Origin of the sequence: Blastococcus litoris, from assembly GCF_003075095.1 — a bacterium.
GTDB classification, from domain to species: Bacteria; Actinomycetota; Actinomycetes; order Mycobacteriales; family Geodermatophilaceae; genus Blastococcus_B; species Blastococcus_B litoris.
The window spans coordinates 178295-205235 of record NZ_QCZF01000001.1; the positions used below are offsets into that span (position 1 = coordinate 178295).

The window sequence follows — 26941 nt, forward strand, 5'->3', positions numbered from 1 at the left end:
TCAGGTGCAGGGCGGTGACGGGACGGTCGGACCTCAGCGGACCGGCTGCGGGTCCCTGGGGTCGACGGCCGGCACGCGGGCGAGCGCGGTGACGCTGTCCTCGCCGATCGCGGCACCCTCGCCGGTCGGCTCGGGGTGGCCGAGATCGGTCAGCCAGCCGCGCAGCACGCGGTGCAGCTGCTCGGCACCGACGACCTCGCCGGGCGCCGTCCAGGCCTTCGGGTAGGCCAGCAGCGCGTGCTGCTGGGGGCCGCCGAGACCTCCGTGCGAGCCGACGTGCGGCTCGAACGGGGACGCCTCGTCGGTGTCGGGGTCGTACCGGCTGTTGATCACGACGTCGGCGCAGTGCGGGAAGGCCGAGACGCGGGCGACCAGCGCCGCGGCGTGCTCGCCGTAGGGGAGCAGGGGATCGGTGCCGACGACGACGCCGGACGCCAGCCGGTGCAGCCCGTCGCGGCCGAGCACGACCGGGCCGAACTCCTCGGAGTGCACGAGGAGGAAGCCGACGCCGTCGTGGTCGACCAGCCCGGGCAGGAGCGCGGGCCAGTGCCGCTCGATCTCCTCCAGCGAGACCCGGCCGGGGATGTCGGGGAAGGACACCATCGCCTGGTGGCCGGAGACCACGCAGACGACGCCGGGCGCCACGCGCGGCACGTCGCCGGCCATCCCGGGCTCGACGTCGTGGTCGTGACGGACCGCTCCGGCCCGCTCCACCCGCTCGCGCAGCCGCCGGGCGATCATGCCGCCGCCCTCGCCGAGCGCGGTGGCCACCTGCCAGCCCTCGACCGGGCGCCGGCTGTCCCGGGTGCCCGTGGTCGGCGCCGTCCCGGGCGACCCGCAGAGCCGGCCGACCAGGTCCTCGACCGTCTCGCCGAACCGGTCGGCGAATGCCCAGCCCTGGGTCTGGCCGTGGTCGGAGAGGACGACGAGGTGGTACTCCCGCGGCGCCAGCGAGGCCGCCCGGTGCAGGCGGCCGAGCTGCTGGTCGATGCTGCGCAGCACGGCCAGGCTGTCGGCCCGCTCCAGCCCGCCGTGGTGGGCGGCCTCGTCGTAGCCCAGGAAGTCGGAGTAGACGACGGGGCGCCCGGCCAGCATGTCCTCGAGCAGCGCGAAGACGACGACGTCGCGGGAGATGACGGTGACCCCGGGGCGGGCCAGGGGGTAGATCCCGCCGCGGGAGACGCGGGGCCGGACGTCGTCGCGCCGCTCGCGGGCCGAGGCGGCCAGCTCGCGGACGATGTCGACGGCCGAGACGCCGAGGGTGCGCAGCGCGTTGACCGGGCTGGCGAAGTAGGCGTAGTAGCCCGAGCCGACGCGGTCGCGGGTGCGGCGCGTCCGCCGCGCGCGGGCCGGCACGACGTGCGACAGCGAGCTCATCGTGAGGCTGACGTGGGCGGCGTCGCCGGTGAACAGGTTGCCGCGGCCGGCGCCGTCCGGGGCGAGCAGCCCGCGCCCGTCGGAGTGCCGCCGCTCGACCTCGACGGCGTCGGCCGGGTGCGAGACGCGGGTGATGTGGTCGCGGTCCTTCTCGTACCAGCGGAACCCGAGGATGTCGTGGTTGGAGCCGTGCAGGATGCCGCTGACCGAGGCGCCGGTCTGCGAGCTCCAGTCGGTGTGCCAGGACGTCATCGTGTGGCTGCCCGAGCGGATCCAGGCGGCCAGGTTCGGCATCCAGCCGTCGCGGACCGCGCGACGGGCGGTGTCGTAGGCGAGCGCGTCGATCTGCAGGAAGAGCACGCCCGGTGGCCGGTCGCCCTCCGCGGCGGCAGCCGTGGCGCGGCGGCGGGCCCGGCGGAAGAAGATCTCGTCCTCGTCGACGGCGAGCAGGCTGCTGACCAGACCGGAGACCGCGGCGAGCACGACCGCCACGACCACCGCCTCGCTCAGGCCCGCCACCACCACGCCGGGGATGGCGAAGGAGACGGCGAGCACCAGCGCCCCGAAGAGCAGGAAGCTGCCCAGGCCGAGGGTGAAGAAGGCGATCGGCAGGGCCACGCGCATGACCAGCGGCCAGGCCAGCGCCGACAGCAGGCCCAGCAGCAGCGCCATCACCGGCGCCTGCCACCAGGACGGCAGCTCGAAGCCCTCGACCCGGTGGCTGAGCACCACGAGCGCGCCGGTGACGGCCGCCCACGTGGCGACGACGCGGGCGAGGGTGCGGCCGGTGCGCAGCAGCCGGCCGTGCGGAGGGGCGGTGCTCACGATGACTCGCAGTGCTCCGGCTCGGGGGCGGTGTGCACCGCACGGCGACGGCGGGCGCTGACCAGGTTCGTGACCGCGCCGACCGCGAGGACGAGGACGGTCGCGACCAGCATGGCGATCAGCGGGGAGTCGAAGATGCCGCCGCTGACCACGCCGAGCAGCGCGTAGGCCAGCGCCCACAGGAAGGCGGCGAGCAGGGACGCCGGCACCAGCCGCCGCCACGGGTAGGCGAGCGCGCCCGCGGCGACCAGGACCGGGATGCGGCCCGCGGGCAGCAGCCGGCCGGCCACGATGATCTGCCAGCCGTGCGCCCGGAACTGCTCGCGCACCTCGTCGATCCGCTCGGCGTGCTGGCCTCGGGTGACCCAGCGGACCGCCGACGGGCCGCCGAAGCGGCAGATCGCGAAGGTGATCAGGTCGCCGGCCAGCGCGGCCAGGGTGGCCACCGCGAGGACGACGGTCAGCCCGAGGCTGTCGGTGGTCATCGCGAAGGCGGCGGCGGTGCCGACGACCAGGCCGGTGGGGACCACCGGGACGATCGAGCCGAGCAGGACCAGGCCGAAGAGCAGGGGGTAGCCCACGGCGTCGTGGCCGTCCCAGGCGGAGCCGAGCAGGTCGAGGTTCATGCCGCTGCTGCCTCGGAGAGGTCGACCGCGGCCCCGGGCTCGGTGACGACGACGCGGGTGGCCAGGCCGCGCGCGGCGACCTCGGTGGCGAATGCGCGCGGCGGGTCGACCAGCAACCGCCGCATACGAGCCCGCAACGGGGAGGGGACCGACGCCATTCCGGCGATGGTCAGCGTCCCCCAGTGGACGGGGACCGCGAACGCCGGGCGGACGAGACCCACGGCGTCCGCCGCGGTGACCGGGTCGAGGTGGCCCGGGCCGAGCGTGGGCCCCCAGCCCCAGACGGGCAGCAGCGCGACGTCGACGTCCCGCTCGCCGATCAGCTCCATGCCCTCGTAGAGACCGGTGTCGCCGCTGACGTACACGCACGCCCCGCCGCCCTCGAGCAGGAACCCGATGGCCTCGGTGTCCGGCCCGTGCGTGGACCGCGGGCCCCAGCGGTGGCCGCTGTGCTCGGCGCGGACGGCGGTGATCCGCAGGTCGCCGTCGGAGACCGCCTCGCCGGCCGAGAGCTCGTCGACGTTGGGGAAGCCGCGGCCGCGCAGCCAGCCGGCGGCCCCCCGCGGGACGACGATCCTGGTGCGCGGCCCGACCGTGCGCAGCGACGGGATGTGCAGGTGGTCGCCGTGCAGGTGGCTGATCAGGACGACGTCGACGCCGGCCCACGTCGTCGGGTCGGGCAGCGGCACGACCCGGCGGAGCAGGCCGACGGTGGGCGCGAGCAGGGGATCGGTGAGCACGGTGCGCCCGGCCAGCTCGACGCGGACGGTCGAGTGGCCCAGGAAGTGCAGCTCCGGGCTCGTCACGGCGCCAGTATTCGCGGAGGCGGAGACAGTTCCCAAGGCGTTTGCGCCCGTCTGGGGGTGGCCGGCGGCGGAAATGGGGGCAAACCCTGAGCCGGCTTCCTGTGCAGAAAGCTGTACACCGGGTCAGACCGCGGGGACGGCGACCAGCGCGGCGAGCTCGTCGGCGTCGAGGTCGTGCGGGTGGAGCCGGCCGTTGAGCAGCGCGGCGCCCGCGGCGAGCACGGCGTCGCGCAGCTCCGGCGTGCTGATCCCGCCGGCGATGGTGGTCAGGCCGAAGCCGCTGTTCGTGCGCAGGATGGCCGCCAGCACCTGGAGGGCGCGGTCGGTGTCGTCCCGGGCGGCGAGTGCGGCGACGTCGACCCGGACCATGTCCAGCTGCAGGCGGGCGAGCAGCGCGAACAGGCTGTGGCCCATGCCGTAGTTGTCGAGGCACAGCTTCACGCCGGTGGCCCGTGCCACCTCGAGCTCGGGCACGAGGGCCGCGGTGCCCGCGAGGAGGGTCTCCTCGGTGAACGACAGGGTGAGGCGCTCGGCCGGCAGGCCGGAGGCGCGCAGCGCCCCGGCGACCTCGGCCGCCAGGCCCTCCGCCGTCACGACGCCGGCCGGGAGGCTCACGGCGACGCCGATCCTGTCGTCGGGGAGCTGCGCGGCCATCCGGGTCGCCTCGTGCAGCATCCAGGTCTGCAGCTCGGCGGCGCGGCCCTGGCGCTCGGCGAAGCCCCACAGCTCGAGACCGCGGACGGCGGCGTGCTCCGGGTGGCTCCACATGGGGACGGCGTGGACGAGCTCGATGCGGCCGTCCGGGGAGACGGCGGCGTCCATGCGCAGGCTGAACACGCCCTCGGCGACGACGTCCTGGAAGTCGGGCTCGCTCTCGACGCCGGGCGCGGGGGCGTCGTCGCCCGCGACGCGGACGCAGCCCTTGCCGGCCTGCTTCGCGGCGCGCAGCGCGGCGTCGGCCTCGCGGAAGGCGACCTGGCCGCCGGCGGCGCCGAGCTCGGCGACACCGACGCTGGCCCCCACGGCGAAGGTGCCGTCGGGGGTGCGGTGCGGCATGCCGAGGGTGTCGACGACCCGCTGCGCGACCTCCTCCGCCTCGGGAAGCGAACCGGTCACCAGGACGGCGAACTCGTCACCGCCGAGGCGGGCGACCAGGTCGTCGTCGCGGACGACGGTGTGCAGACGGCGGGCCACCTCGACCAGCAGCTGGTCGCCGGCCTCGTGCCCGGCGACGTCGTTGACGGCCTTGAACCCGTCGAGGTCGAGCACCAGCAGGCAGCGCTCCTCCTCGGAGCCCGCGCCCAGCTCGCGGAAGAGCATGGCGCGGTTGGGCAGGGCGGTGAGGTGGTCGGTGTAGGCCATGCGCTCGAGCTCGCGCTCGCGGCGGCGGCGCTTGGTGACGTCGCGCAGGTAGAGGACGCGGCGGCCGCTGCCCGGCCGCTCGGTCGAGGTCGCCTCCAGCTCGCGGGCGGAGCCGTCGGCGGGGACGACGCGGAAGTGCAGCGGCGGGCCCTCGCCGGCGGGCACCTCGACGGTGGCGGCGGACACGGCGTCCCGGTCGGCGGGGTCGACGAGGTCGAGCAGCGACACCTCGTCCTCGGCGTCGGCGCGCAGCCCGAGCAGGCTGCGCGCGGCCGGCGAGGTGAACAGCAGCCGGAACTCGGCGTCCATGATCGCGATGCCGTCGGAGCTGGCCTCGATCAGCTCGCGGAAGTCCTCCTCGCTGCGGACGAGGTCCTCGGTCATGCGGCCGTCCTCGCGCATCCGGAGGACCAGGCGCACGGCCATGAGCGTGAGGACGAGCGCGATCCCGAACTCGGCGGCGCTCGAGTGCGAGTGGTCGCGCCACTCCATGAGCCCGATGGCGACGGGCATCGAGAGCAGGGCGCCCACGACCAGCGCCATGCCCAGGGGGCTGACGACCGGGGCGGCCGCGCGCTCGGTGTGGTCGGCGAAGCGCTTCGGGGCGAAGCTCGCCGCGATCACGACCGTCTGCAGACCCATGGCCACAGCGACGTCCGAGGTCGCCGTCCAGACGGCGGACGGGTCGATGATCGCCATGGCCTCGGCCACGCCGCCCGTGGCCTGCCAGCCGACGGCGCCGATCATGACGCTGACCGAGCGGCGCAGCGCCGCCGTCGAGACGGTGCACAGCGCGCCGGCGCCCCCGAGCATGACCGCGGCGTAGGCGCCGTACATGAGCACGAGCGAGCGCAGGTCGTCGGGGGCGTTCGCCGGGTTGACGATCGGGGTGCGCAGCACCTCGGTGACGACGAGCAGCGCGACGGTGATGGTGAGGCCGTCGACGACCAGCGCCGGCCAGCGGGTGCGGCTGACCCGGCGGGCGAGCAGGCCGCAGACCAGCAGCGGCGAGACGGCACCGGCGAAGAGGAGGACGTCGTCGAAGCCGAAGCCGTCCAGCGCCGGGCCGGGGAAGGCGGCGGCCAGCCACTGGGCCGTCATGAACAGCAGCGCGGCCACGCCGACGATCCGCCAGGGGCGGCCGGCGGTGCGGTCCATGCCGCGGGCGATGCGGAAGGCCTCCCACGCCGAGCTCGCGGCGACGGCGCCGAGGACGACCTCGTCCCACTGCATGCCGGTGCCGTCGGGTGCGCTGAACGGCACGGTGACGGCCAGGCCGAGGAGGCCCAGCGGCACGGTCCAGCGGACGCTGCGGGGGAGCTCCCGCAGGCCGATCACGGTGCCACCGCCGGTACGGGGTCGGGGACGTCCCAGGCGCCGGCGGCGAGCTGCTCGGCCTCGAGCGGGCGGGCGAAGACGTAGCCCTGCAGGTAGCGGTGGCCCATGTCGCGCAGCAGCGTGAGCACGGCCTCGTCGGTGACGCCCTCGACGATGACGGGCAGGCCGAGGCTGTTGCCCAGCTGGAGCACCGCCCGGCACATGGCGCGGCGGGCGGGGTCGTGCTCGACGTCCGCCAGGAAGTACTGGTCCATCTTGAGCACGTCGACCGGCATGCCGACGAGGTAGGCCAGCGAGGACCAGCCGGTGCCGAAGTCGTCGACGGCGACGCGGACGCCGAGCTGGCGCAGCACGGTGAGGTCCTCGATGACGTGCGAGTCGTCGAGCAGCACCGACTCGGTGATCTCGACGATCAGCCGGGACGACGGCAGGCCGCTGTCCTCCAGGGCGGCGAGGACGTCGGGGACGAGCTCGCCGCTGCGGACCTGGCGGGCGCTGACGTTGACGGCGACCGCGAGGGCCTCGTCGAGGCCGGCGATGGTGGCGCAGGCCTCGCGCAGCACCCACCGGCCCAGCTCGGTGATGAGCGGTGACTCCTCGGCGAGGGGCACGAACTCGGTGGGGGAGACGTCGCCGAAGACGGGGTGCCGCCAGCGCAGCAGCGCCTCGACGGAGACGGTGCGGTGCATGACGACGTCGACGACGGGCTGGAAGACCAGCCGCAGCTCGCCGCGCTCCAGGGCGCCGTCGAGGTCGGCCCGCAGCGCGGCCCGCCGGTCCTCCTCGACGCGCAGGGCGTCGTCGTAGCGGTGCACGGAGCCGGCGCCGGCGGTGCGGGCGCTGCGCAGGGCGAGCTCGCCGCGGCGCAGGGCCTCGCCGGTGTCGACGTCGGCGCACAGGGCGGTGACGCCGGCGACGGCGGTGAGGCGGAGCGAGCCGCCCGGGATCTGGACCGGGCCGACGGCCTCGACGAGGCGGGTGGCGACTGTCTCGGCGTCGGCGATGCCGCCGTCGACGAGGACGACGAAGTCGCCGTCCTTGCCGCGGGCCAGCCAGTCCTGCCCGCGCAGGGCGCGGGTGAGCCGGGCGGTCAGCGAGCGCAGGACGGCGCTCTCGACGTTGGGGGCGAGGACCTCGGAGGCCAGGCCGCTGATGCGGACCAGCGCGAGGGCGTAGGGCTGGCCGACGGCGTCCCGCTGGACGGCGCCCAGCCGGCGCACCAGCGCCGCCCGGTTGGGCAGGCCGGTGACCGGGTCGGTGAGCGAGAACTCCTGCAGGTCGGGGTCGATGCTCGCCGTCGTCCCGCGGGAGCTGACGTCGCGGCAGTACAGGACGAGCGCACCGACCTCGGGGTCGGTGCGCAGGTCGCGGACGGTGGCCTGGATCAGCCGCCAGCGGCCGTCGGCGTGCCGGACCCGCGCGGTGCGGACGGCGTGCTCGTCGGGCCGGATGCGGTCGGCGGCCAGGGCGCCGGTGAGCTCGGACCGGTCGTCGGGGTGGACGCAGGTGACCACCGGCAGGCCGGCGACGGTCGCGGGATCGACGCCGAGCAGGTCGGCGATGCCCTGGGAGGCGAAGGTGATGCGCAGCCGGTCGTCGAGGATGACGACGGGGTCGACGCTGCCCTTCACCAGGATCCGGAACGAGGACTGGCTGCGCGCCAGCGCCCCGGTGAGCCGGCGCTGGCGGGTCCACAGGGTGGCCTGGAAGCCCACGAGGACGGCGAGACCGGCGCCGGCCACGACCGGGCCCAGGCTGGAGGGCACCGCGAGCAGGCCGCCCACGACGGCGGCGACGGCGACCACGGCCACGGGGACGGCGAGCAGCCCGGTGCGTCCGCTGCGGGACGCGACCGGGAGCGCAGGCCCTGGCTGCCCCAGGACGGGGGCGGTGGTCACACGGTCTGATCGGGATCTCGCGCCGGCTGCTGCAGCGTCGTTACCGATCTGTCACCCGGACGGGGGACGGCCCGGAGGGGTCATCGTGGCCACGACGGCTGCTCGGGGACCGGGCCGTGTGGCACCCTGCGCCCGTGGGCAAGCTGTTGGCCGTCCTCCTGGCGGCGGTCGTGATCGTCGAGCTGGTGCTCGTCATCGGGATCGCGGCGTCGCTGTTCTGGATCGGCGGGACGGCGACGAGCGTCGTCGCGGGCGGGATGCTGGTCGTGTCGCTGGTCGCCGGAGTGCTCGCGCTGAGGGCCATGCGGCCCCGTCGGTGAGCGCCGTCACGCGTTCTGCGTGACCTCGGCGACACCGTGTCACCCGACCGGCGTCGGTTCACCGATTGTTCATCTCCGAGGTGCTTGCCGGTCATCCCGCGGCAGCGGAAGCTTCGGCCCGTGATCGGTGACGCCGAGGTGTTGGACCGGGTTCAGCGCGACGCCGACCGCGTCGTCCTCTGCCGCTGCGGCGGCGCGGGACGCGTGGTCCACGTGCCCGTCGAGGGCGATACCGAGCACTACGTGCGCTCCACCTTCACCTGCACGTGGGACCGCCCCGGTCCGCACGAGCCGCTGCTCCCGCCGCGCCGCCGCTGACGCGGGCGGCCACCAGTCATCGGCACTGGTGGACCCGTAGATAACGGATCCCTGACGATCGGGTCCCAATCGTCCCGCCCGTCACATCCGTGGTGCTCCCGGCGGGCTCCGTCGCTAGCTTTCGTGGCCTACGACGACGAGAGAGGGAGCCATGACGAGCACTTGGCGCGCGGAACACCACCACGTCGATGCGGTTCGCAAGTGCTTCACCGTCGGGTTCTGGCTGCTCGCAGCCGGCGCCTCCGCCGTCCTCGGCCTGGAGCTGGAGATGGACGGCCGGGTCTGAGCGCCGCGCGGCGATGAGTCCTGGCCGTCGCCGCGGGCCCGGTGCCGGCGGGGGTTGACGCCGCACTTTCATTTTGCAAGTGTCGCGGCATGAGCCTCTTCATCACCTGCCCGGTCGAGGACGTCGAGCGCGCGACCGCCTTCTACACCGCCCTGGGCTGGACCCTCAACGCCGAGATGTCCGATCACAACGTGTCGTGCTTCGCGATCGCGCCCGAGCAGTACGTCATGCTCGGCAGCCGCGACATGTACGCGAGCGTCGGCGGGAGCGAGGAGCTGGTCGGCGGACCCGGCACGCCCTCCAAGGTCACCGTCTCGTTCGACCTGGGCAGCCGCGAGGCGGTCGACGAGCTCGCCGAGCGCGCCGCCGCCGCCGGCGGGCGCATCGGTGACACCGACGACTACCCCTTCATGTACCAGCGCCAGTTCGACGACCTCGACGGCTACCACTACTCGCCGTTCTGGATGAAGCCGGACGCCGCACCGACCGCGTGAGCGACCTCGCCGCGGCCCTCGACGTCGTCGGAGCCCGGTGGGCCCTGCTGATCGTGGAGCGGCTGCTCGACGGGCCGCAGCGCTACGGCGATCTGCAGCGCGACCTCGGCGTGCCGACGAACATGCTCGCGACCCGCCTGCGCGAGCTCGAGGCGGCCGGTGTCCTGACCCGCCTGCCGCTGCGGCACAACACCCGGGCCTACGCGCTGACCGACCGCGGGTTCGCGCTGCGCGAGGCGATCGTCGCGCTCGGCACCTGGGGCGCCGGGAAGGCCTAGGTGCTGGACGACCGTCCCTCGCGTGCCTGACCCCGCCGGGGGGCATGGACGGGCAGAGGGGTGCCGGTGCCGGGTGGTGCTCCGTAGCGTGCTCGGGGCATCGCCGCCGACGACGCGGGGCGGGCACGGCACGCGGAGGATCGATGGGCACCCCGATGCGCCGGCCAGGATCCGGCCGGCCGAAGCGGCGCAGGTCCGACCGGCTGCAGCGCTGGGTGCGCCGGGCGACCAGCTCGCTGCCCACCGAGAGCTACCTCGCCCGCCGGTTCCCCGACGACGGCCGCACCCTGGCGCTCGTCGCCGTCTACCGGCACAAGAACGCCGGGCACCTCGCGCGGCTGCTCGCGGACGCCGTCCCGCAGGTCGCGCTCTGGGCCCTGGACGAGGTGCACCCCGACCTGGCCCACGTCACCGTCGGCTCGGGCCCCGGGGGCCGGTTCGAGCTGCTGGGGCGGTGCCTCGACACCCTGACCCTGGACGAGTCGGCCTGGCTGGTCATCGCCGACGACGACGTCCGCTTCAGCCGCGGCGACCTGCGCTCGCTCGCTCGGATCGCCGGTGCGGTCGGGCTGGACATCTGCCAGCCGGCGCACGAGTGGAACAGCCACTCGAGCCGCCGGGTGAACCGCTCGCGGCCGCTGATGCTGGCCCGCGACACGGGCTTCGTCGAGATCGGCCCGATCGTCCTGATGGACGACCGTGCTCGCCGGCTGGCGCTGCCCCTGCCCACCCGCACGCTGATGGGCTGGGGCGTCGACGTGGAGTGGACGACCCTGCAGCGCCAGGGCATCCGGCTGGGCGTCGTCGACGCCGTCCGCGTCGAGCACCTGGGCGCCGTCGCGGCCGACTACGGCACGGCCGCGGAGCGGCAGGCGCTGGACGACAGCCTCGCGGCCGCCGGCCTCACCAGCATCGACGAGGCGATCGCGACCACGCGCCGGTGGACCCTGACCTACCCGCTCAGACGGCGAGCGGTCCGGCCCGCTCGGTGGTGACGCGGCGGGCCCGCCGCACGACCAGCACGCCGACCGCGCCCGCGAGCAGGAGCAGCACCACGATCGCGCCGCCGTTGGCGTAGGCGGGCAGCTGGGCGGAGGTGCAGATCGGGATGCTGCCGGCGTTCCACGTGTTCAGGGTGTTGCCGTCGAGGTACCAGCTGACGGTGCCGGCGTAGAGGTCGCTCTGGGAGACCGTGAGCTTCGCGGCGCCGCGCTGCAGGCCGGGCTTGAAGACCGTGGGCAGCTGCGCGGTGTACGTCGACGGGGTGGCGTAGTTGTTCCAGCCCCGGGAGATGGTGCGCGTCGTGGTGTACGGGCTGTTGTACCCGAGGACGACGGTGAAGGTCCCGTTGCTGTTCTGCGCGTAGCACTCCGCCATCGGGACGATCCCCGCGGCCGACGCGGTGCCGGGCAGGGCGGAGACGAACAGCGTCATCAGGACGGCGACCAGCGCGAACCGGGTCGACCGGCGGCGGGGCCGCGCGGGAGCGCGGGTGGTCGGGCTGGCGTTCATCGCACACTTCCTCGAGGCAGCGACGGTGCAGGTGCCGTCAGGACGTCGTCGGCAGGTCGGCGGGGTTCCTGGAGCGGATTCACCCGGTCAGGTGGTGCCGCGAGTGCGCGCAGCGCGATGGCCGCGGCCTCCGGGAACGTGCCGGCGACCGCCCACGGGAGGGGGACGTCGGGGGCGTCGGCGTACTCGCCCTGCCGGATCCGGATGGCCCGCGCGCCGACGGCGGCGGCGACGGCGACGTCCTTGCCGGGGCGGTCGCCGATGACCAGGAGCCGCTGCGCGGGCACCCCCAGGCGCTCGGCGACCGCGAGCAGCCCGGCGGGGTGCGGCTTGCGGGTGCCGCGGCCGTCCAGCCGGTCGGTGACGACGACGACCGGCAGCAGGGGGCCGAGGCCGGTGGCCGCCAGCTTGGCGTCCTGGATTGTCGGGTTGCCGTCGGTGAGGCAGGCCAGCGGGGCCGCCGCGGCGAGCGACCGCAGCGCCTCCTCGACCCCGGGGTACGGGGTCAGGCGGGCGGGGGCGTGGCGGGTGAACGCGACGACGAGCGGCGGGACCAGGGCGGGCAGGTCCGCGACGGGCACGCCGGTCGCGAGCAGGGCGCGGTCGATGGTGCCCCCGGCGTCGGACCCGGCCGCGAGCTCGGCGACCAGCGCGGCGTGCACGGCGTCGCCGTCGAGCCCGCGGGCGGTCGCGGCCGCACCCACCGCGACGGCGGCGCCGGCGAGGTAGTCGGACTGCGGGTAGAGGGTGTCGTCGAGGTCGACGACGACGCCGAGCGGGGCGTTCACCACGGCAGGTGCCCGTCGGTGTGGTCGGGCTCGGTCAGCGCGAGCAGGGCGTCGGTGCGCTCGTCGGCCAGGATCGCCGCGACCTGCGCGCCGGTGGTGCCGTCGCCGTAGGGGCAGGGGGCGGAGGCCGCGCGCTCCTGGCCGGCGGGGGAGGCGTGGGCGAGGGCGGCGGTGAGCACCGCGGCCCCCGCGGCGTCGTCGGCGAGGCCGGCGAGCGTGGTGGTGCCGGCCTCGACGCCCTCCCAGCGCGGGGTGGAGGAGCGCAGGACCACGACCGGCACGCCGAGGTAGGCGGCCTCCTCCTGGATGCCGCCGGAGTCGGTGACCGCCAGGCGCGAGGAGGCGAGCGTGACGAGCAGCTTGTCGTAGTCCATCGGGCCGGTGAGGGTGATCGCGGGGTGGTCCAGCTCGCGGTCCAGGCCGCTGGCCGAGAGCCGGGCGGCGGTGCGCGGGTGCACCGGGAAGGTCACCGCGCCGACCCGCTCGGCCAGCGAGCGGACGACGGCGACGAGGCGGGCCAGGCGCGCCGGGTCGTCGACGTTGGTCGGGCGGTGCGCGGTGACCAGCACGCCGTCGCGCTCGTCGACCGGCGTCGGCGTGACACCCCGGGCGACGAGGGTGTCGACGACGGGGTTGCCGACGACGAACACCCGCTCGGGCTCGACCCCCTCGGCGGCGAGGAAGGCGGCCGCACGGCGGGTGGGCGCGAAGTGGAGCTGGGCGGCGGCCGCGGCCACGCGCCGGTTGACCTCCTCGACGCTGCGCATGTTCAGGCTGCGCAGCCCGGCCTCGACGTGCGCGAACGGGACGCCGGCGCCGCGGGCGGCCAGCGCGTAGGCGGGCACGGTGTTGGTGTCGCCGAGCGCCAGCACGAGGTCGGGTGCGAACCGCGCGACGGCGTCGGCCGCGTCGGCGTGGAGGGCGCCGGTGCGGGCGGGCTGCTCGGCGGGCAGCCGGTAGCGGTGGGTCGGCACCAGGCCGAGGGCCTCCTGCAGCGAGGAGGCCAGCGCCGGGTCGGTGTGCTGGCCGGTGTCCACGGTGGTGACCCGGTGGCCGGCCGCGAGCATGGCGGCGACCACCGGGGCGAGCTTGACCACCTCCGGGCGCGTGCCGAAGGGGACGAGCACGTGCCGGCTGCGGCTCATGCGAGGACCGCCGCGGCGCACGGGTCGGCGACCGGCAGGCCGTAGGCGTCGGTGTAGGTCTCGGCGAAGAAGCGGCTCATCCGGACGCCGGGGGTGAACCAGAGCTGCGGCAGCGCCGCGTGCGGGTCGCGGACGCCGGCGAGGTAGGTGCTGACGACGTCGGCGCCGGCCGCCAGCGTCAGCGGCAGGCCGCCGGAGAAGCGCGGGTTGATCTCCACGACCGTGACGGCGCCGTCGTCGCCGACGAAGCCCTGCACGTTGGCCGGCCCGGTGAGGCCGACGGCGTCGAGGGCGGCGCGCACCAGCTCGGTGACCGGCTCGGACTCGAAGGTCTCGCCCTTCACCGAGATGCCGGCCCTGGTCTCGGTCCGCCAGCGGGGGACGACGGTCAGCACGTCGCCGGAGCGGTCGACGAGCGCGTCGGCGGTGAACTCGCGGCCGCCGAGGCGGGTCTGCGCGATGAGGTCGGGGTCGGCGAACAGGGCGGCCTCGACGGCGGCGGGGTCGTCGAGGAGCTGGACCCCGCGGCTGCCGCGGCCGGTGCGCGGCTTGACCACCCACGGGCCGGGCACCTCGGGCAGGCCGGTCACGGTCGTCGTCGTGGTCGGGTGGGGGATGCCGGCCCACGCCATGCGGCGGGCGAAGGCGGCCTTGTCGCAGCACAGCTCGACGGCGGCCGGGTCGGGGAGCCACGTGCCCACGCCGGCGTCGGCCAGCCGGTGCGCGCCGACGGCGAGCGCGGGCAGCTCCTCGGCGACCGTGCTGACGAGGGCGTCGACGCCGAACGCCGCGGCGGCGCCGAGGACGGCGTCGACGAAGCGCGGGTGGTCGCCGCGGGGCAGGGTGACCGACCGGGCGGCGAGGTACGCGCCGGCCGCGGAGCCGTCGGCGTCGGCGGCCACCACGCGGTGGCCCAGGGCGACCAGCCGGCGGATCACCGCGATGCCCGCGGGCCCTCCGGCGCCGGTGACGAGCACGGCGCCGTCGCCGGCGGGGGAGGGCCACAGGTCCACCGGGAGGCGGGGGACGGGCAGCTGCGGGACGACGGTCATCGCGGGTCCTCGGAGGTGGGGCGGGCGAAGGAGCGGGGCTGGGGGCGGCGCGGGGGCACGGCGGCCGGCACCGGCGGGCGTCCGCCGGCGAGGGCGACCACCGGCTCCTCCTCGTCCTCGCGGACGTCGATCTCGGGGACGTCGTCCGGGGCGGGCGTCTCGCCGCCGAGCCGGCGGCCGGCGAGCCAACCGCGGGCCCACAGGCGCAGGGCGGCGATGCGGTCGTTGGTGACCGGCTCCCACTGCCGGGCCGCGATGGCCTCGGCGAGGGCGTCGACGACCTCGACGTCGTCCTCGTAGGTGGCGACGGCGAGCAGCGTGGCCGTGTGGGCGCCGAGGCCGTCGGCGACCAGGTCCTGGATCTGGGCGATCCGGTGGGCGGGCGGGAGGTGCCCGAGGCGGTAGTCGATGCGGCCGGCCTCGCGCCGGGCGGCCATGCGCCGCGACAGGGCGCGGGGGAGGACGCGGCGGTGGAGGAAGCCGGCGAACGACCAGTACTTCTGCAGCGGGGTGTCCGGCTGCATGGCGCGGTAGCCCAGGCCCGGGCGGGCCCAGCTGCTGGGACGGCGGGCGGTGTGCCGGCCGGCGACGTCCTGCTCGGCGCGCTGGGCGGCCGGCAGCGTGACGGCGACCATGACGAGGAAGCCTCCGAGGGTCGTGGCGAGGGCCCAGAGGGTCCCGATCCAGTCGTGGAAGAGGGTCATGGCGGGGGCGCCCCACCACAGCCCGGCGAGCGCCGAGAGCGTGAGCCGGATGTTGTTGGCAATCACCACGGCGACGACGGCGGCGAGCAGCCCGAGCACCGCGTGCCCGCGGCGGGAGCGCATGACGGCGACGTTGAGGGCGGTCAGGCCCATGACGGTCAGCAGCGAGGAGCAGGACGTGGTGACGACGCCGTCGAGCACCTCGCCGTTCCCGCGGAACATGAGGATGTGCCCCGGCAGGATCGAGGAGACCTCGTCGACGCCGAACAGGCGCAGGACGTGGACGGCGAGCGCGCCCTCCTGCTCGCGGAACCAGGTGGACGCCCAGAAGTAGCCGGTCAGGCAGATGGCGACGGCGACGAGGAGCTCGACGAGGACCACCCACCGCCGCTGCGCGGACGCGGTCATCGCGCGGCCGCCGTGACGGTCGACGTGGCGCCGGTGCGCGAGGTCTTCACCCACGAGTACTGCCGGCCGAGCATGCCGTCGAGGTAGGCGCGCGAGGTGATCCAGATCGAGAGGGCGAACGCCGGGATGAAGCCGATCAGGCTCCACGCGGCGCGCCGCTCGACCCGGCCGACCAGCAGGCCGACGGTGAGCTCGGCGAGCGGGCCGACGAACAGCAGCATCGACAGCGGCAGGATGCCCACGGCCGGCTCGTCGCCGATGTCGAAGGCGCGCAGGACGGCGAGGAGCACGCCGAGGCCGCTGAGCACCGGCACGTGGTAGCTGAGGAGGAAGAGGACCGACTCGCACTTCTCGACCAGCGAGAGGTGCGTCGAGCGCAGGGTCGGGCCGACGTAGTCGCGGAAGCACTTCTGGTGGCCGCGGGCCCAGCGGTAGCGCTGGGTCCAGAAGCGGCGCGCGGTGACGACGGCTTCCTCGTAGTCGATGGCCGACACGTCGTAGCGCACGCGCTGGCCGGAGAGCAGCACGCGCAGGGTCAGGTCGGTGTCCTCGGTGACGGTCTCGGGGTTCCACCCGCCCAGCGCCCGCAGCGTCGACATGCGCACGGCGCAGTTGGCGCCGCCGTAGGCCGGCAGCTCGAACAGGGCCTGGCGGCCGTACTCGTTGACCAGGTAGCCGGAGAGGAAGTCGACGAAGACCGTGGTGGCCATCGTCGATTCCTCGCCGTTGCGGATGACGCAGCGGCCCATGACGGCCCCGACCTCGGGGTCGCGGAAGTGGCGGACCAGCCGCATCAGGGCGTTGGGCTCGGGCTCGTGGTCGGCGTCGAAGACCAGGACGATCTCGGCGTCGACGGTCTCGAGGGCCTCGTTGAGCGCGCCGGACTTGCCGCCGCCGGCGTTCGGCGGGCGGTGCAGCACGCGCAGCCGCGGCTCGGCTGCCGCGCGGGCGTCGAGGATGGCGCCGGTGGCGTCGTCCGAGCCGTCGTCCACGACGACGACCGACAGCTTGTCGGCGGGGTAGTGCATGCCCAGCAGGGCGGTGAGCATCGCGTCGACGACGAGCTCCTCGTTCTTGCACCCCACGAGGACGGCGACCGACGGCGTATAGCCGTCGAGGTCGACGTCGGGGGCGAGGAGGTCGGTGCCGGCCCAGCGGGCGGCGCTGACCGCGAAGGCCAGGTGCCGGAAGAAGTAGACGGCGAAGACCATGTTCAGGGCGCCGGAGATCCAGCCGAGCACCGGGTCGGCGCCGAACGCCCAGATCGTGACGGCGAGCAGGGCGACGTAGAGGAACAGCACGGGACGCCGGCCGTCGGGACGGCCGGCGTGCACGGTGCCGGTGGGTTCGAGCGTGGTGGTCATCGGGCGGCGGCGGTGCGACGAGGGGCGGGGACCTTGGCGGGGCGGTCGGCGCGCCGGGTCCGGTCGGTGCGCCGGGTGGGGACGGCGGTCCGCGGCACGGGGGCGAGGTCGAGCACCATCCGCGTGGGCACGAAGGCCTCGGCGAACCCGATGCGCGCCTGGGCGCCCCAGTGGCGGGCGGAGGCGACGACGGCGTCGGGCTCGACCATCGCCGACTGCTCGACCTGCGAGGCGTGGGCGCGGAGGGCGGCCAGCTTGCCGGTGAGGTGGTGCGTGACGTCGACGAAGACGGTCGGGTTGAAGGTGAGCGTCGACGGGCTCTGGTAGTGCAGCACGCGCGGGTGCCGGCGGGCCGCGGACAAGGTGGCGGCCGAGACGGCGCGGTGGTCCTGGTGGCTGTCGTCGGGGGCGTGCACGTAGACGAGGTCGGCCTTCGTCTCCTCGAGCACCTGCTCGATCACCTGCACGGTGGCGGCGTCGGGGGAGAGGGTGCAGTCGCGGAAGCCGCCCCAGCGCAGCCGGGCGCCGAGGGCGCCCGCGGCGGCGGCCTGCTCACCGCGGCGGTGGGTGACGCCGGGGCCGTTCTCGCCGCCGGTCATCACCAGCATGGTGACGACGTCGCCGGCGCCGCTGTGCGCCAGCAGCGCGCCGCCGCAGCCGAGCTCGACGTCGTCGGGGTGCGCCCCGATCGCGAGCACCGACCTGCCGGCCACCGACCACTCCTGTCACGTCCGTCGACAGGAGGGATCTCCTGTCACTCGGACCGGTGATCGGCACTCGGGAGCGATAGCTGTAGCGATTCTTCCCAACCGCCCCGAGCCGGCCCGACAGAGCCAGACCAGCGCCATCGTGGGGGAAGGCCGGTGCGGCCTCTGCGGAGGCGCCCTGATGCTCGTGACCAGCCGTGAGTCAGGGCCGGCGCAGCCTGGCTCAACCCGCTGTGGGTCACGGAGGTCGAGGTGCACGAGGTGTGCACCTGGCGCCGAGCCCGGCTGCCGCTCCACGAGACGGACGTCCGACGCTAGTCACCCGTCAGACCGGCGGGCCATACGACGGTGAGTGTCAGCACCAGCAGGTGGGCCAGTCCGATCAGCACCAGGCCGGTCTGCCAGACGGCATAGCTCTTGCTCTTGGTCAGACGTGTGGCGCCGGCGTACTCGTCGGCCGCGTCCCCGTAGGCGTGCGTCGACAGGCCGGAGAGCCGCGAATCGCCCTCGAGCTCCCGCAGCTTCCACTCGTCGAGGCGGCGCAGGTACCGGTGCTTGGCCATCAACTGGCAGGTCATGTACGCGACCACGACGCCGAGGACGCTGGCGATCCCCCGAGCGAAGCGAGCGGTGTCGGGATCCAGCCCGATCGTGAGCAGGAACGCCTGCGCGGTCACGGCGAGCGCCGGCGTCTGCCACACCAGCGCGTCCTTCTCCATGCTGCGCAGGAACAGCAGCTCGTAGGCGAACTCGTCGCCCTGCCTGCGCGAGGTCGTCCGTCGCGCTCGGCGTGCTCCAGCGATCACGCGCCCATGCTGTCGTGTCGGGTCGGCCGAGATCGGCTGCGGCGCGCCCTCCCGCCGGCGGTTTCGCAACCGCGTGCCGCTACGCGTTGCGCGCGCTCTGTTATTGGTGAGACGGAACGGTTCCCATCGCACGATCCGGCAGTTACGGTACCGCGACGCATCGGCCGCTTCGGGCCGGTTCGAGCTGCCGATCGCCGTCGCGGCGTCGGGTTCAACGGGGAGTTTCGTGTGAGAAGTCGACTGGGCCGTGCCCTGCTCGTGGCCGCCATCAGTGTCACGGCGTGGGGCGCCGGTACTGCCGTCGCCCAGGCGGCGGTGGAGACCACCGCCAAGGCCGGCATCGCCTGCGACGACTGGCCGTCCGGTCTGATCCGGGCCACTGGCCTGGAGCCCGGCAGCGAAGTTCAGGCGCAGTACGACGGCCGAACTGCGAACTCCAGCCCGGCCGACGCGTCGGGCAACGCCCAGTTCGCCATCTCCTACCAGCAGGGGGAGCTCGAGGTCGGCGACGTGATCGCCTACGACATCGTCTCCGGCGGGCAGACGGTTGCGAGCGACAGCGTCGAGGTCGAGGACCTCTGCGGGGCGAGCGGCACGTTCTCCATCACCCGGAGCTGCGCCACCCCGGGCTCGATGAGTGCGGCGGTGAGCCTGACCGGCGCGCCGGCGGGGGAGACGCTCGACCTGTTCCTGATCGGCGACGGCTTCTACTTCACCGAGTCCGGCCACAAGGGCAACCCGGGCTTCCACCAGTTCTTCGTCGCCGAGGACGGCACCTTCGACGGCGTCCTCGAACTGGAGCCTGATGAGTCCTACATCGCTGCCCAGCAGACGGCGTTCGAGGCCGAGCTGTACATCGGGGCCGTCGACTACAACTACGCCTTCATCATCGAGGCGGAGCCGATCACCGTCCCGGCCTGCGCCGCGGCCACGCCGGAGGACCCCGAGGACCCGGACAACCCGGAGACGCCGGGCAGCCCGGGCACGCCGCAGACGCCGGGCAACCCCGGCACCCCGCAGAACCCGGGGAACCCGCAGACCCCCGCGGCGCAGCCCGTCGACTACCCGGCCGGTGCCGGGAGCGCCACGGTCGCCCCCGGCGCCGAGCAGACGCTCACCGTGCCCGGCTTCCAGCCGGGTGAGTCGGTGCAGGTGACGCTGTTCTCGACGCCCGTCGACCTCGGTGTCCACCCGGCCGGCGCCGACGGTGTGCTGCGCCTGGCCTTCACCGTCCCGGCGGGCCTCGAGCTGGGCGCGCATCGCGTCGAGCTGGAGGGCCTGACCAGCGGCAGGGTCGTCAACGTGCCCTTCCACGTGGCGTCGGCCGCGGGCGCGACGGCATCCGCTCCGGTCGCCACCTCGGTGAACGCGAAGTCGCTGGCCTACACCGGCACCGACGTGGCCCCGCTGCTCGGCCTCGGTCTGCTGACGCTCGCGGGAGGGGCCGCGCTGATCCGCACGGGCGTGCGGCGTCGGGCCGCTTCTCGCTGACCCTCACGGCGTGGGGGCGCCCTCCACCACCTGACGGACGACCGGCTCAATGCGGTCGGCCGAGAGGGCGTGCCCCGCGTCGGTGGGACTGATCAGGTCGGCGGCGACGAGGTCTCCGCCCCCGGCGAACCACTCTGCGGCCAGGGAATCGACGAACGTGGCGCCCGCTGCTTCCGCCGGCGCAGCTCAGAAACAGCTGCGGCACCGTACGGTTCCCTGCGTGACCTGGCTGGTGACCGGCGGCGCCGGCTACATCGGTTCCCACGTGGTCGGCGCGATGCAGGCGGCCGGCCACGAGGTCGTCGTGCTGGACGACCTGTCCTCGGGCGTGGAGGCGCGACTCGCGGGCGTGCCGCTGGTGGTCGGCAGCGTGCTCGACCAGGCAGGCGTCGAACGGGCGTTGCGCGACCACTCGGTGCGCGGAGTCGTCCACCTCGCGGGCAAGAAGCAGGTCGAGGAGTCGGTGCGCCGTCCTCTGCACTACTACGAGCAGAACGTCGAGGGACTGCGGCGGCTGCTCGACGCGATCACCGCCGCCGGCGTCGAGCACTTCGTCTTCTCGTCGAGCGCCGCCGTGTACGGCGCGCCCGACGAGGAGCAGGTCACCGAGGAGCTCTTCTGTCGGCCGGTCAACCCGTACGGGGAGACCAAGCTGATCGGCGAGTGGATGGTGGCCGCGGTGGCGCGGGCGACGGGCCTCCGCTACGCGAACCTCCGCTACTTCAACGTGGCCGGGGCCGCCGTCCCCACGCTCGCGGACACCGGGGAGTCGAACCTCGTGCCGATGGTCTTCCGGCGGCTCAGCGACCGCAGGCCGCCCCTCATCTTCGGCGACACCTACCCGACGCCCGACGGCACGTGCGTCCGCGACTTCGTCCACGTCGCCGACATCGCCTCCGCGCACGTGAGCGCCGCCCAGGCCCTGACCGCGGGCCGGGTGCGCGACCTGACGGCGAACATCGGCACAGGCCAGGGGGTCTCCGTGCGGGACGTCGTGGAGACCATCCGGAGCGTCACCGGCACAGCGGACGAGTCGTGGTCGGAGCCCGTCGTCGTCGGCGCCAGGGCGGGGGACCCGCCGCGCGTGGTCGCCTCGGCCGAACGCATCCGTGCGGAGCTCGGCTGGAAGGCCCAGCACGACGTCCGCGACATGGTGGCGTCGGCGTGGGAGGGCTGGGTGGCGCACAGCGGGCGGTGACGCCGTGCACGAATGGCTACCCGTCGGACACCGTTCGCCGCCAGGATGACCGGCCATGGAGGTGCGGCAGCGGAGGGCCACCGATCTCGGACCGAGCACCGAGCCGTGCGGCATCTGCGGCAGCCGCAACGTCGTCGCCCGGCGGTCGGAGGTGGTTCGCCGGGGGAGCGCGTGGATCAACCCCCGGTTCGACCCGGCGCCGCGCACCCACGACCTGTGCCGCGACTGCGGCGCCAAGCACCGGACCGAGGACGGCCGGCGCATCTGAGCGAAGGTGGCCGGTCGGCGCCGGCGGTCGACAGGGTGCGCTGATGCGCACGTCGAAGCCCGAGAGTTGCGCATGTGCGCCCGACGTTCCCGCTGCATGGCCCCCCGCCCGCCTGTCGACGTCGCCCCGTGAGGACACGCGCGGAAACTCCGTCGTGCCGTACCGGGTTACGGATGGCAGAGTTCCGGGAGTGAAGACCTGGCTCGACAGCTGGCCGGTGTACCGGCAGCTCACCGGCCCCGATCCGTTCGGTCGGGGCAAGGCCGCCCGCAGCAAGGGCACCGAGGCGACGGTGTCGCGCACCGCGACCGCCGACCGCGTCGTGAAGAGCGTCTGCCCGTACTGCGCCGTCGGCTGCGCGCAGAACGTCTACGTGAAGGACGAGAAGATCGTCCAGATCGAGGGCAACCCGGACTCGCCCATCAACCGGGGCCGGCTGTGCCCCAAGGGCAGCGCGAGCAAGCAGCTGGTCACGAGCCCGACCCGCGTCACCACGGTCAAGTACCGCCGTCCGTACGGGACGGACTGGGAGGACCTCGACCTCGACACGGCGATGGAGATGATCGCCGACCGCGTGCTCGAGGCCCGCCGCAAGGGCTGGCAGGACGAGGACAAGGGCAAGCGCGTCAACCGCACCATGGGGATAGCGAGCCTCGGAGGGGCGACCCTCGACAACGAGGAGAACTACCTCATGAAGAAGCTTTACAGCGCCATGGGCGCGATCCAGATCGAGAACCAGGCGCGCATATAGCACTCCGCCACGGTGCCCGGTCTGGGTGCCTCGTTCGGCCGTGGTGGCGCAACCAACTTCCTGGAAGACCTCGCGAACTCCGACTGCATCGTCATCGAGGGTTCGAACATGGCCGAGTGCCACCCGGTGGGCTTCCAGTGGGTGGGTGAGGCCAAGGCGCGCGGCGCCAAGATCGTGCACATCGACCCGCGGTTCACGCGGACCAGCGCGATCGCGGACCTGCACGTGCCGCTGCGCATCGGCACCGACATCGCGTTCCTCGGCGGGCTCATCAACTACGTGCTGAGCAACGACCTGTACTTCGAGGAGTACGTCAAGGCCTACACGAACGCGGCGGCGATCGTCGGGGACGACTACGTCGACGCCGAGGACGGCGACGGGCTGTTCTCCGGCTTCGACCCGGAGAACCGCACCTACGACGAGAGCAGCTGGCAGTACGAGCCGCGGGAGCAGGACTCCTCGACCGACAACCCGGCCGAGGCCGCGGAGCAGGACCGCGAGGAGCAGCACCCCGACGTCAAGAAGTCCGACCGGGCCCAGGCCGCCGGCAGCGGTGGCCCGCCGATCGCGAGCAAGCCGTTCCGCGACGAGACGCTGCAGCACCCGCGCTCGGTGTTCCAGATCCTCAAGCGGCACTACGCCCGGTACACGCCGGAGATGGTGGCCGAGGTCTGCGGCATCGAGCCGGCGGTGTTCGAGCAGGTCGCGAAGTGGGTCACCGAGAACAGCAACCGCGACCGGACGACGGCCTGGGTGTACTCGGTGGGCTGGACGCAGCACAGCGTGGGCGCGCAGTACATCCGCACCTGCTCGATCCTGCAGACGCTGCTGGGCAACATCGGCCGCCCCGGCGGCGGGATCCTGGCGCTGCGCGGGCACGCGAGCATCCAGGGGTCGACCGACGTCCCGACGCTGTTCAACCTGCTGCCCGGCTACCTGCCGATGCCGCACGCGATGCAGCACTCCTCGCTCGAGGAGTACGTGGCCGACGCGGCCGGCAAGGCCGGCTTCTGGGGCAACAAGCGCAACTACATGGTCAGCCTGCTCAAGGCCTGGTGGGGCGACGCGGCGACGGCGGAGAACGACTTCTGCTTCGACTACCTGCCCAAGATCAACGGCGACCACAGCTCCTACCGGACGATCGCCGACATGATCGAGGGGAAGGTCTCGGGCTACTTCCTCGTCGGCGAGAACCCGGTGGTCGGGCACCCGAACGGTCGGATGAACCGGTTCGGCCTGGCCAACCTCGACTGGCTCGTCGTCCGCGACCTCCAGATGATCGAGTCGGCGACCTTCTGGAAGGAGTCGCCGGAGATGGAGACCGGCGAGCTCTCGCCGGACACCATCGCGACCGAGGTCTTCTTCATGCCCGCGGCGACGCACGTGGAGAAGGACGGCACGTTCACCCAGACGCAGCGGCTGCTGCAGTGGCGGGACAAGGCGGTCGAGCCGCCGGACGACGCCCGCAGCGATCTCTGGTTCTACTTCCACCTCGGCCGGATCCTGCGCGACCGGTTGAAGGACTCCAGCGACCCGCGCGACCGCCCGCTGCTCGACCTCACCTGGGACTACCCGACGCACGGGGAGACGGCCGACCCCGACGCCGACGCCGTCCTGCGGGAGATCAACGGGACCGGCCCGGACGGGAAGGCCCTGTCCTCCTACATGCAGATGAAGGACGACGGCTCGACCACCGGTGGCTGCTGGATCTACTGCGGCGTCTACGCCGACGAGGTGAACCAGGCACGACGCCGGAAGCCAGGCAGGGAGCAGGGCCCCGTCGCGAGCGAGTGGGGCTGGGCCTGGCCGCTGAACCGGCGGATGCTCTACAACCGCGCCTCGGCCGACCCCGACGGCAAGCCGTGGAGCGAGCGGAAGAAGTACGTCTACTGGGACGAGGACGCCGGCGAGTGGACCGGTCTCGACGTCTCCGACTTCGAGAAGACCAAGCGGCCGGACTACGTGCCACCGGAGGGGGCCAAGGCCCAGGACGCGCTGGCCGGCAACGACCCGTTCGTCATGCAGGGCGACGGCAAGGCGTGGCTGTTCGCGCCGTCCGGCGTGGTCGACGGCCCGCTGCCGACGCACTACGAGCCGGTCGAGTCGGTGGTGGAGAACTCGCTGTACAAGCAGCAGGCCAACCCGACCGTCGAGCGCATCCCGGGGCCGTGGAACCGGGAGAACCCGTCGCTCAGCGACGTCTTCCCGTTCCAGGTGACGACGTACCGGCTGACCGAGCACCACACGGCCGGCGGGATGAGCCGCACGCTGCCCTACCTGGCCGAGCTCCAGCCGGAGTTCTTCGTGGAGGTCTCGCCGGAGCTGGCGGCGCTGCGCGGGCTCACCAACGGTGAGTTCGCCACGCTGGTCAGCGCCCGGACGGCGATCGAGGCCAAGGTGCTGGTGACCGAGCGGATGCGGCCGATCCGGCTGCGCACCGGGCAGGTGGTGCACCAGATCGGCATGCCGTACCACTGGTCCTACAGCGGAATCTCCACCGGCGACTCGGCCAACGACCTGCTGGGCATCGTGCTCGACCCGAACACCCACATCCAGGAGGACAAGGTCAGCACCGCCGACATCGTGCCCGGGCGGCGCCCGCGCGGGCCGGAGCTGCTGGAGTTCGTGGAGGGCTACCGCCGCCGGGCCGGGGTGGAGTCCGGCCGGGTGGGCGTCAACGGCCGGGATCCGGTCGACGCGGAGGCCGGGGAGGGCTCGAAGCTGTGACGACGATCAGCTCGGCGAGCGCGGCGTTCACCGGCCGGGACCCCGGGAACCGGCTCTACGGTCCGGTGCCGGACGTGACGGAGCAGGCGGGCTACGTCGAGGAGCACCCGAAGCGGGTCGGGTTCTTCACCGACACCTCGGTGTGCATCGGCTGCAAGGCCTGCGAGGTGGCGTGCAAGGAGTGGAACACGCTGCCGATGGACGACTCGCACGGCAACCGGGACGCCCTCGGTCTGTCGGGGATGTCCTACGACAACACCGGGCAGCTGGGCGCCAACTCGTGGCGGCACGTGGCGTTCATCGAGCAGTCGCGGGCCGTCGACCTGCCGATGCCGACGTTCGGCCGGCCGGGGGACGACCGGGGCGACATGCCGGCGCCGGACACCGGTGACCTGGACACCACCGCGAAGGCGCAGGCGAGCGTGCTCAACGCGGAGGCGCTGAGCGAGTTCGACCCGCAGACGGGGCAGACGGGGGCGGACAAGCAGGTCCGCTGGCTGATGAGCTCCGACGTCTGCAAGCACTGCACGCACGCCGGCTGCCTGGACGTCTGCCCGACCGGGGCGCTGTTCCGCACCGAGTTCGGCACCGTCGTCGTCCAGGGCGACATCTGCAACGGCTGCGGCTACTGCGTGGCCTCCTGCCCCTATGGCGTCATCGACCAGCGCAAGGACGACGGCCGGGTCTTCAAGTGCACGATGTGCTACGACCGGCTGACCGACGGGCTGCAGCCGGCGTGCGCCACCGCGTGCCCCACGCAGTCGATCCAGTTCGGCGACCTCGACGAGCTGCAGGCCCGCGCCGACGCACGGCTCGAGACCCTCAAGTCGCAGGGTGTGGAGACGGCGCGGCTGTACGGGCGCGACGAGGAGGACGGCGTCGGGGGAGCGGGGGCGTTCTTCCTGCTGCTCGACGAGCCGGAGGTCTACGGCCTGCCGCCGGACCCGATCGTGACCACCCGCGACCTGCCCGCCATGTGGAAGGCCGCGGGCAAGGCGGCCGTGATGATGGTCGGGGTCGCCCTCACGGCGGTCCTCGGCTCGCGGCGGTCCCGGTGACCGGCGGGATCACCAGCCCGGACCACGGGTGGCGGCAGGCCGACCACGGCCCGGCCACGCAGCGGACGACGAAGCGCCGTCGTCGTGGCGGCGGACGCGGCCGTGGCGAGGTCGCGATGGTCGACGACGTCGAGTTCACCTCGTACTACGGCCGGCAGATCGTCAAGACGCCGGTGTGGAAGTCGCCGGACGTGCCGCTGTACCTCTTCCTCGGCGGGGCTGCGGGCTCGTCGTCGATCCTGGCGGCGATCGCGGACCTCACCGACCGGCCGACGCTGACGCGGGTCGGGCGGATCACCGCCGGTGGCGGGGCGATCCTGTCGGTGGTCGCCCTGGTGCACGACCTGGGGCGGCCGGAGCGCTTCCTGCACATGCTGCGGGTGTTCAAGGTGACCTCGCCGCTGTCGGTCGGCACCTACATCCTGTCGCCGTTCAGCGCCGCGGCCGGGGCGACCGCGGCCGTGGAGATCCTCGGCTGGTTCCCGCGGCTCAAGCGCTTCGGGGGAGTGGTGTCCGCCCTGTTCGGCGGGCCGCTGGCGACCTACACCGGGGTGCTGCTGGCCAACACGGCCGTGCCGTCGTGGCACGCGGCGCACACCCAGCTGCCGTTCGTCTTCGGCGGCTCGGGCATGGCGGCCGGTGGCGGGATCTCGATGATCTTCACGCCGGTCGACGAGGCGGGACCGGCGCGGAAGATGGCGGTCGCCGGTGCGGCGATCGAGCTGGCCGTGGTGCACAAGGTGGAGAACGACCACGGCATCCTCAGCGAGCCGTACCACGAGGGCCGCCCAGGGAAGTTCATGCGCGCGGCGAAGGCGTGCACCGCGGCCGGAGCCGGGCTGACCGTGCTGGCCGGGCGCAGGCGCTGGGGGGCCGTTGCGTCAGGAACGCTACTGGCGGCCGGCTCGCTGCTGACGCGGTTCGGCGTCTTCGAGGCCGGCATCGCCAGCACCAAGGACCCGAAGTACGTCGTCATCCCGCAGCGCGAGCGCATGGCGGCCGCGAACGGCCAGGCCCGCTCCGTCACTCGCTGA

26 protein-coding genes are annotated in these 26941 nt (G+C 73.8%); 13 read left to right on the forward strand and 13 right to left on the reverse strand.

The window, feature by feature from the left end:
* Positions 1–33: 33 nt before the first annotated feature.
* From DCS98_RS00870 to DCS98_RS00890, 5 genes are all read right to left on the reverse strand, one after another.
* The gene (locus tag DCS98_RS00870) at positions 34–2202 is read right to left on the reverse strand and encodes a phage holin family protein (protein ID WP_116449468.1); all 2169 of its coding nucleotides are present in this window, start codon (positions 2200–2202) and stop codon (positions 34–36) included.
* Positions 2199–2828: a DedA family protein gene (locus tag DCS98_RS00875; RefSeq protein ID WP_116449469.1), complete on the reverse strand. Its 630-nt coding sequence runs from the start codon at positions 2826–2828 to the stop codon at positions 2199–2201. The genes DCS98_RS00870 and DCS98_RS00875 overlap by 4 nt, the downstream gene beginning before the upstream one ends.
* Positions 2825–3634 (reverse strand): MBL fold metallo-hydrolase, encoded by an 810-nt coding sequence (locus DCS98_RS00880; protein ID WP_116449470.1) that lies wholly within the window; start codon positions 3632–3634, stop codon positions 2825–2827. The genes DCS98_RS00875 and DCS98_RS00880 overlap by 4 nt, the downstream gene beginning before the upstream one ends.
* 123 nt (positions 3635–3757) lie before the next feature.
* The gene (locus tag DCS98_RS00885; RefSeq protein ID WP_116449471.1) at positions 3758–6334 is read right to left on the reverse strand and encodes a diguanylate cyclase domain-containing protein; all 2577 of its coding nucleotides are present in this window, start codon (positions 6332–6334) and stop codon (positions 3758–3760) included.
* Positions 6331–8232: a putative bifunctional diguanylate cyclase/phosphodiesterase gene (locus tag DCS98_RS00890; protein ID WP_116449472.1), complete on the reverse strand. Its 1902-nt coding sequence runs from the start codon at positions 8230–8232 to the stop codon at positions 6331–6333. The genes DCS98_RS00885 and DCS98_RS00890 overlap by 4 nt, the downstream gene beginning before the upstream one ends.
* 134 nt (positions 8233–8366) lie before the next feature.
* On the opposite strand from DCS98_RS00890, the gene DCS98_RS00895 reads away from it, so the two are divergent.
* From DCS98_RS00895 to DCS98_RS00915, 6 genes are all read left to right on the forward strand, one after another.
* Positions 8367–8552, forward strand: coding sequence for a hypothetical protein (locus DCS98_RS00895; protein WP_116449473.1), 186 nt, complete (start codon positions 8367–8369; stop codon positions 8550–8552).
* A gap of 120 nt (positions 8553–8672) precedes the next feature.
* Positions 8673–8870 carry a hypothetical protein gene (locus tag DCS98_RS00900; protein ID WP_116449474.1) on the forward strand — a complete coding sequence of 66 codons (198 nt, stop codon included), beginning with the start codon at positions 8673–8675 and terminating at the stop codon, positions 8868–8870.
* 151 nt (positions 8871–9021) lie between these two features.
* Entirely contained in the window at positions 9022–9156 is a 135-nt protein-coding gene (locus tag DCS98_RS23820; protein ID WP_277394589.1) for a hypothetical protein, read from the forward strand.
* Positions 9157–9245: 89 nt separating this feature from the next.
* Complete coding sequence (locus DCS98_RS00905; protein WP_116449475.1) at positions 9246–9650, forward strand: VOC family protein; 405 nt, start codon at positions 9246–9248, stop codon at positions 9648–9650.
* Positions 9647–9928, forward strand: a complete 282-nt coding sequence (locus tag DCS98_RS00910; RefSeq protein WP_116449476.1) for a winged helix-turn-helix transcriptional regulator — start codon at positions 9647–9649, stop codon at positions 9926–9928. The genes DCS98_RS00905 and DCS98_RS00910 overlap by 4 nt, the downstream gene beginning before the upstream one ends.
* A 143-nt stretch (positions 9929–10071) precedes the next feature.
* On the forward strand, positions 10072–10923 hold the full coding sequence (locus DCS98_RS00915) for a hypothetical protein (protein WP_116449477.1): 852 nt from the start codon (positions 10072–10074) through the stop codon (positions 10921–10923).
* Here the strand turns inward: DCS98_RS00915 and DCS98_RS00920 are convergent.
* The 8 genes from DCS98_RS00920 to DCS98_RS00955 form a co-directional block, all read right to left on the reverse strand.
* Positions 10889–11440 (reverse strand): hypothetical protein, encoded by a 552-nt coding sequence (locus DCS98_RS00920; protein ID WP_116449478.1) that lies wholly within the window; start codon positions 11438–11440, stop codon positions 10889–10891. The genes DCS98_RS00915 and DCS98_RS00920 overlap by 35 nt on opposite strands.
* Positions 11437–12228: an HAD family hydrolase gene (locus tag DCS98_RS00925; RefSeq protein WP_116450091.1), complete on the reverse strand. Its 792-nt coding sequence runs from the start codon at positions 12226–12228 to the stop codon at positions 11437–11439. Before DCS98_RS00925 ends, DCS98_RS00920 begins: the two co-directional genes overlap by 4 nt.
* A complete protein-coding gene (gene wecB / locus DCS98_RS00930) occupies positions 12225–13373 on the reverse strand; it encodes a non-hydrolyzing UDP-N-acetylglucosamine 2-epimerase (RefSeq protein ID WP_116450092.1) in 1149 nt (382 codons plus the stop codon). The genes DCS98_RS00925 and wecB overlap by 4 nt, the downstream gene beginning before the upstream one ends.
* Entirely contained in the window at positions 13370–14425 is a 1056-nt protein-coding gene (locus DCS98_RS00935; RefSeq protein ID WP_116449479.1) for an ATP-grasp domain-containing protein, read from the reverse strand. Before DCS98_RS00935 ends, wecB begins: the two co-directional genes overlap by 4 nt.
* Positions 14422–15537 carry an exosortase/archaeosortase family protein gene (locus DCS98_RS00940; protein ID WP_164704311.1) on the reverse strand — a complete coding sequence of 372 codons (1116 nt, stop codon included), beginning with the start codon at positions 15535–15537 and terminating at the stop codon, positions 14422–14424. Before DCS98_RS00940 ends, DCS98_RS00935 begins: the two co-directional genes overlap by 4 nt.
* A complete protein-coding gene (locus DCS98_RS00945; protein WP_116449481.1) occupies positions 15534–16901 on the reverse strand; it encodes a glycosyltransferase family 2 protein in 1368 nt (455 codons plus the stop codon). Before DCS98_RS00945 ends, DCS98_RS00940 begins: the two co-directional genes overlap by 4 nt.
* On the reverse strand, positions 16898–17614 hold the full coding sequence (locus tag DCS98_RS00950; RefSeq protein WP_116449482.1) for a PIG-L deacetylase family protein: 717 nt from the start codon (positions 17612–17614) through the stop codon (positions 16898–16900). The genes DCS98_RS00945 and DCS98_RS00950 overlap by 4 nt, the downstream gene beginning before the upstream one ends.
* A gap of 308 nt (positions 17615–17922) precedes the next feature.
* On the reverse strand, positions 17923–18414 hold the full coding sequence (locus DCS98_RS00955; protein WP_116449483.1) for a hypothetical protein: 492 nt from the start codon (positions 18412–18414) through the stop codon (positions 17923–17925).
* A 228-nt stretch (positions 18415–18642) separates the two neighbouring features.
* Here DCS98_RS00955 and DCS98_RS00960 point away from each other — a divergent pair, with 228 nt between their 5' ends.
* The 7 genes from DCS98_RS00960 to nrfD all read left to right on the forward strand — a co-directional run bounded on the left by DCS98_RS00960 (position 18643) and on the right by nrfD (position 26941).
* Positions 18643–19905 (forward strand): hypothetical protein, encoded by a 1263-nt coding sequence (locus DCS98_RS00960; RefSeq protein ID WP_164704312.1) that lies wholly within the window; start codon positions 18643–18645, stop codon positions 19903–19905.
* A gap of 220 nt (positions 19906–20125) precedes the next feature.
* Positions 20126–21103, forward strand: a complete 978-nt coding sequence (gene galE, locus DCS98_RS00965) for a UDP-glucose 4-epimerase GalE (protein ID WP_116449485.1) — start codon at positions 20126–20128, stop codon at positions 21101–21103.
* Positions 21104–21158: 55 nt separating this feature from the next.
* Positions 21159–21371, forward strand: coding sequence for a hypothetical protein (locus DCS98_RS00970; protein WP_116449486.1), 213 nt, complete (start codon positions 21159–21161; stop codon positions 21369–21371).
* A gap of 190 nt (positions 21372–21561) precedes the next feature.
* Entirely contained in the window at positions 21562–22122 is a 561-nt protein-coding gene (locus tag DCS98_RS24145; protein ID WP_116449487.1) for a molybdopterin-binding domain-containing protein, read from the forward strand.
* A gap of 12 nt (positions 22123–22134) precedes the next feature.
* Positions 22135–24849 (forward strand): formate dehydrogenase, encoded by a 2715-nt coding sequence (fdh, locus tag DCS98_RS00980; RefSeq protein ID WP_116449488.1) that lies wholly within the window; start codon positions 22135–22137, stop codon positions 24847–24849.
* Positions 24846–25907 (forward strand): 4Fe-4S dicluster domain-containing protein, encoded by a 1062-nt coding sequence (locus DCS98_RS00985; protein WP_116449489.1) that lies wholly within the window; start codon positions 24846–24848, stop codon positions 25905–25907. Before fdh ends, DCS98_RS00985 begins: the two co-directional genes overlap by 4 nt.
* Entirely contained in the window at positions 25904–26941 is a 1038-nt protein-coding gene (gene nrfD, locus DCS98_RS00990) for an NrfD/PsrC family molybdoenzyme membrane anchor subunit (RefSeq protein ID WP_116449490.1), read from the forward strand. The genes DCS98_RS00985 and nrfD overlap by 4 nt, the downstream gene beginning before the upstream one ends.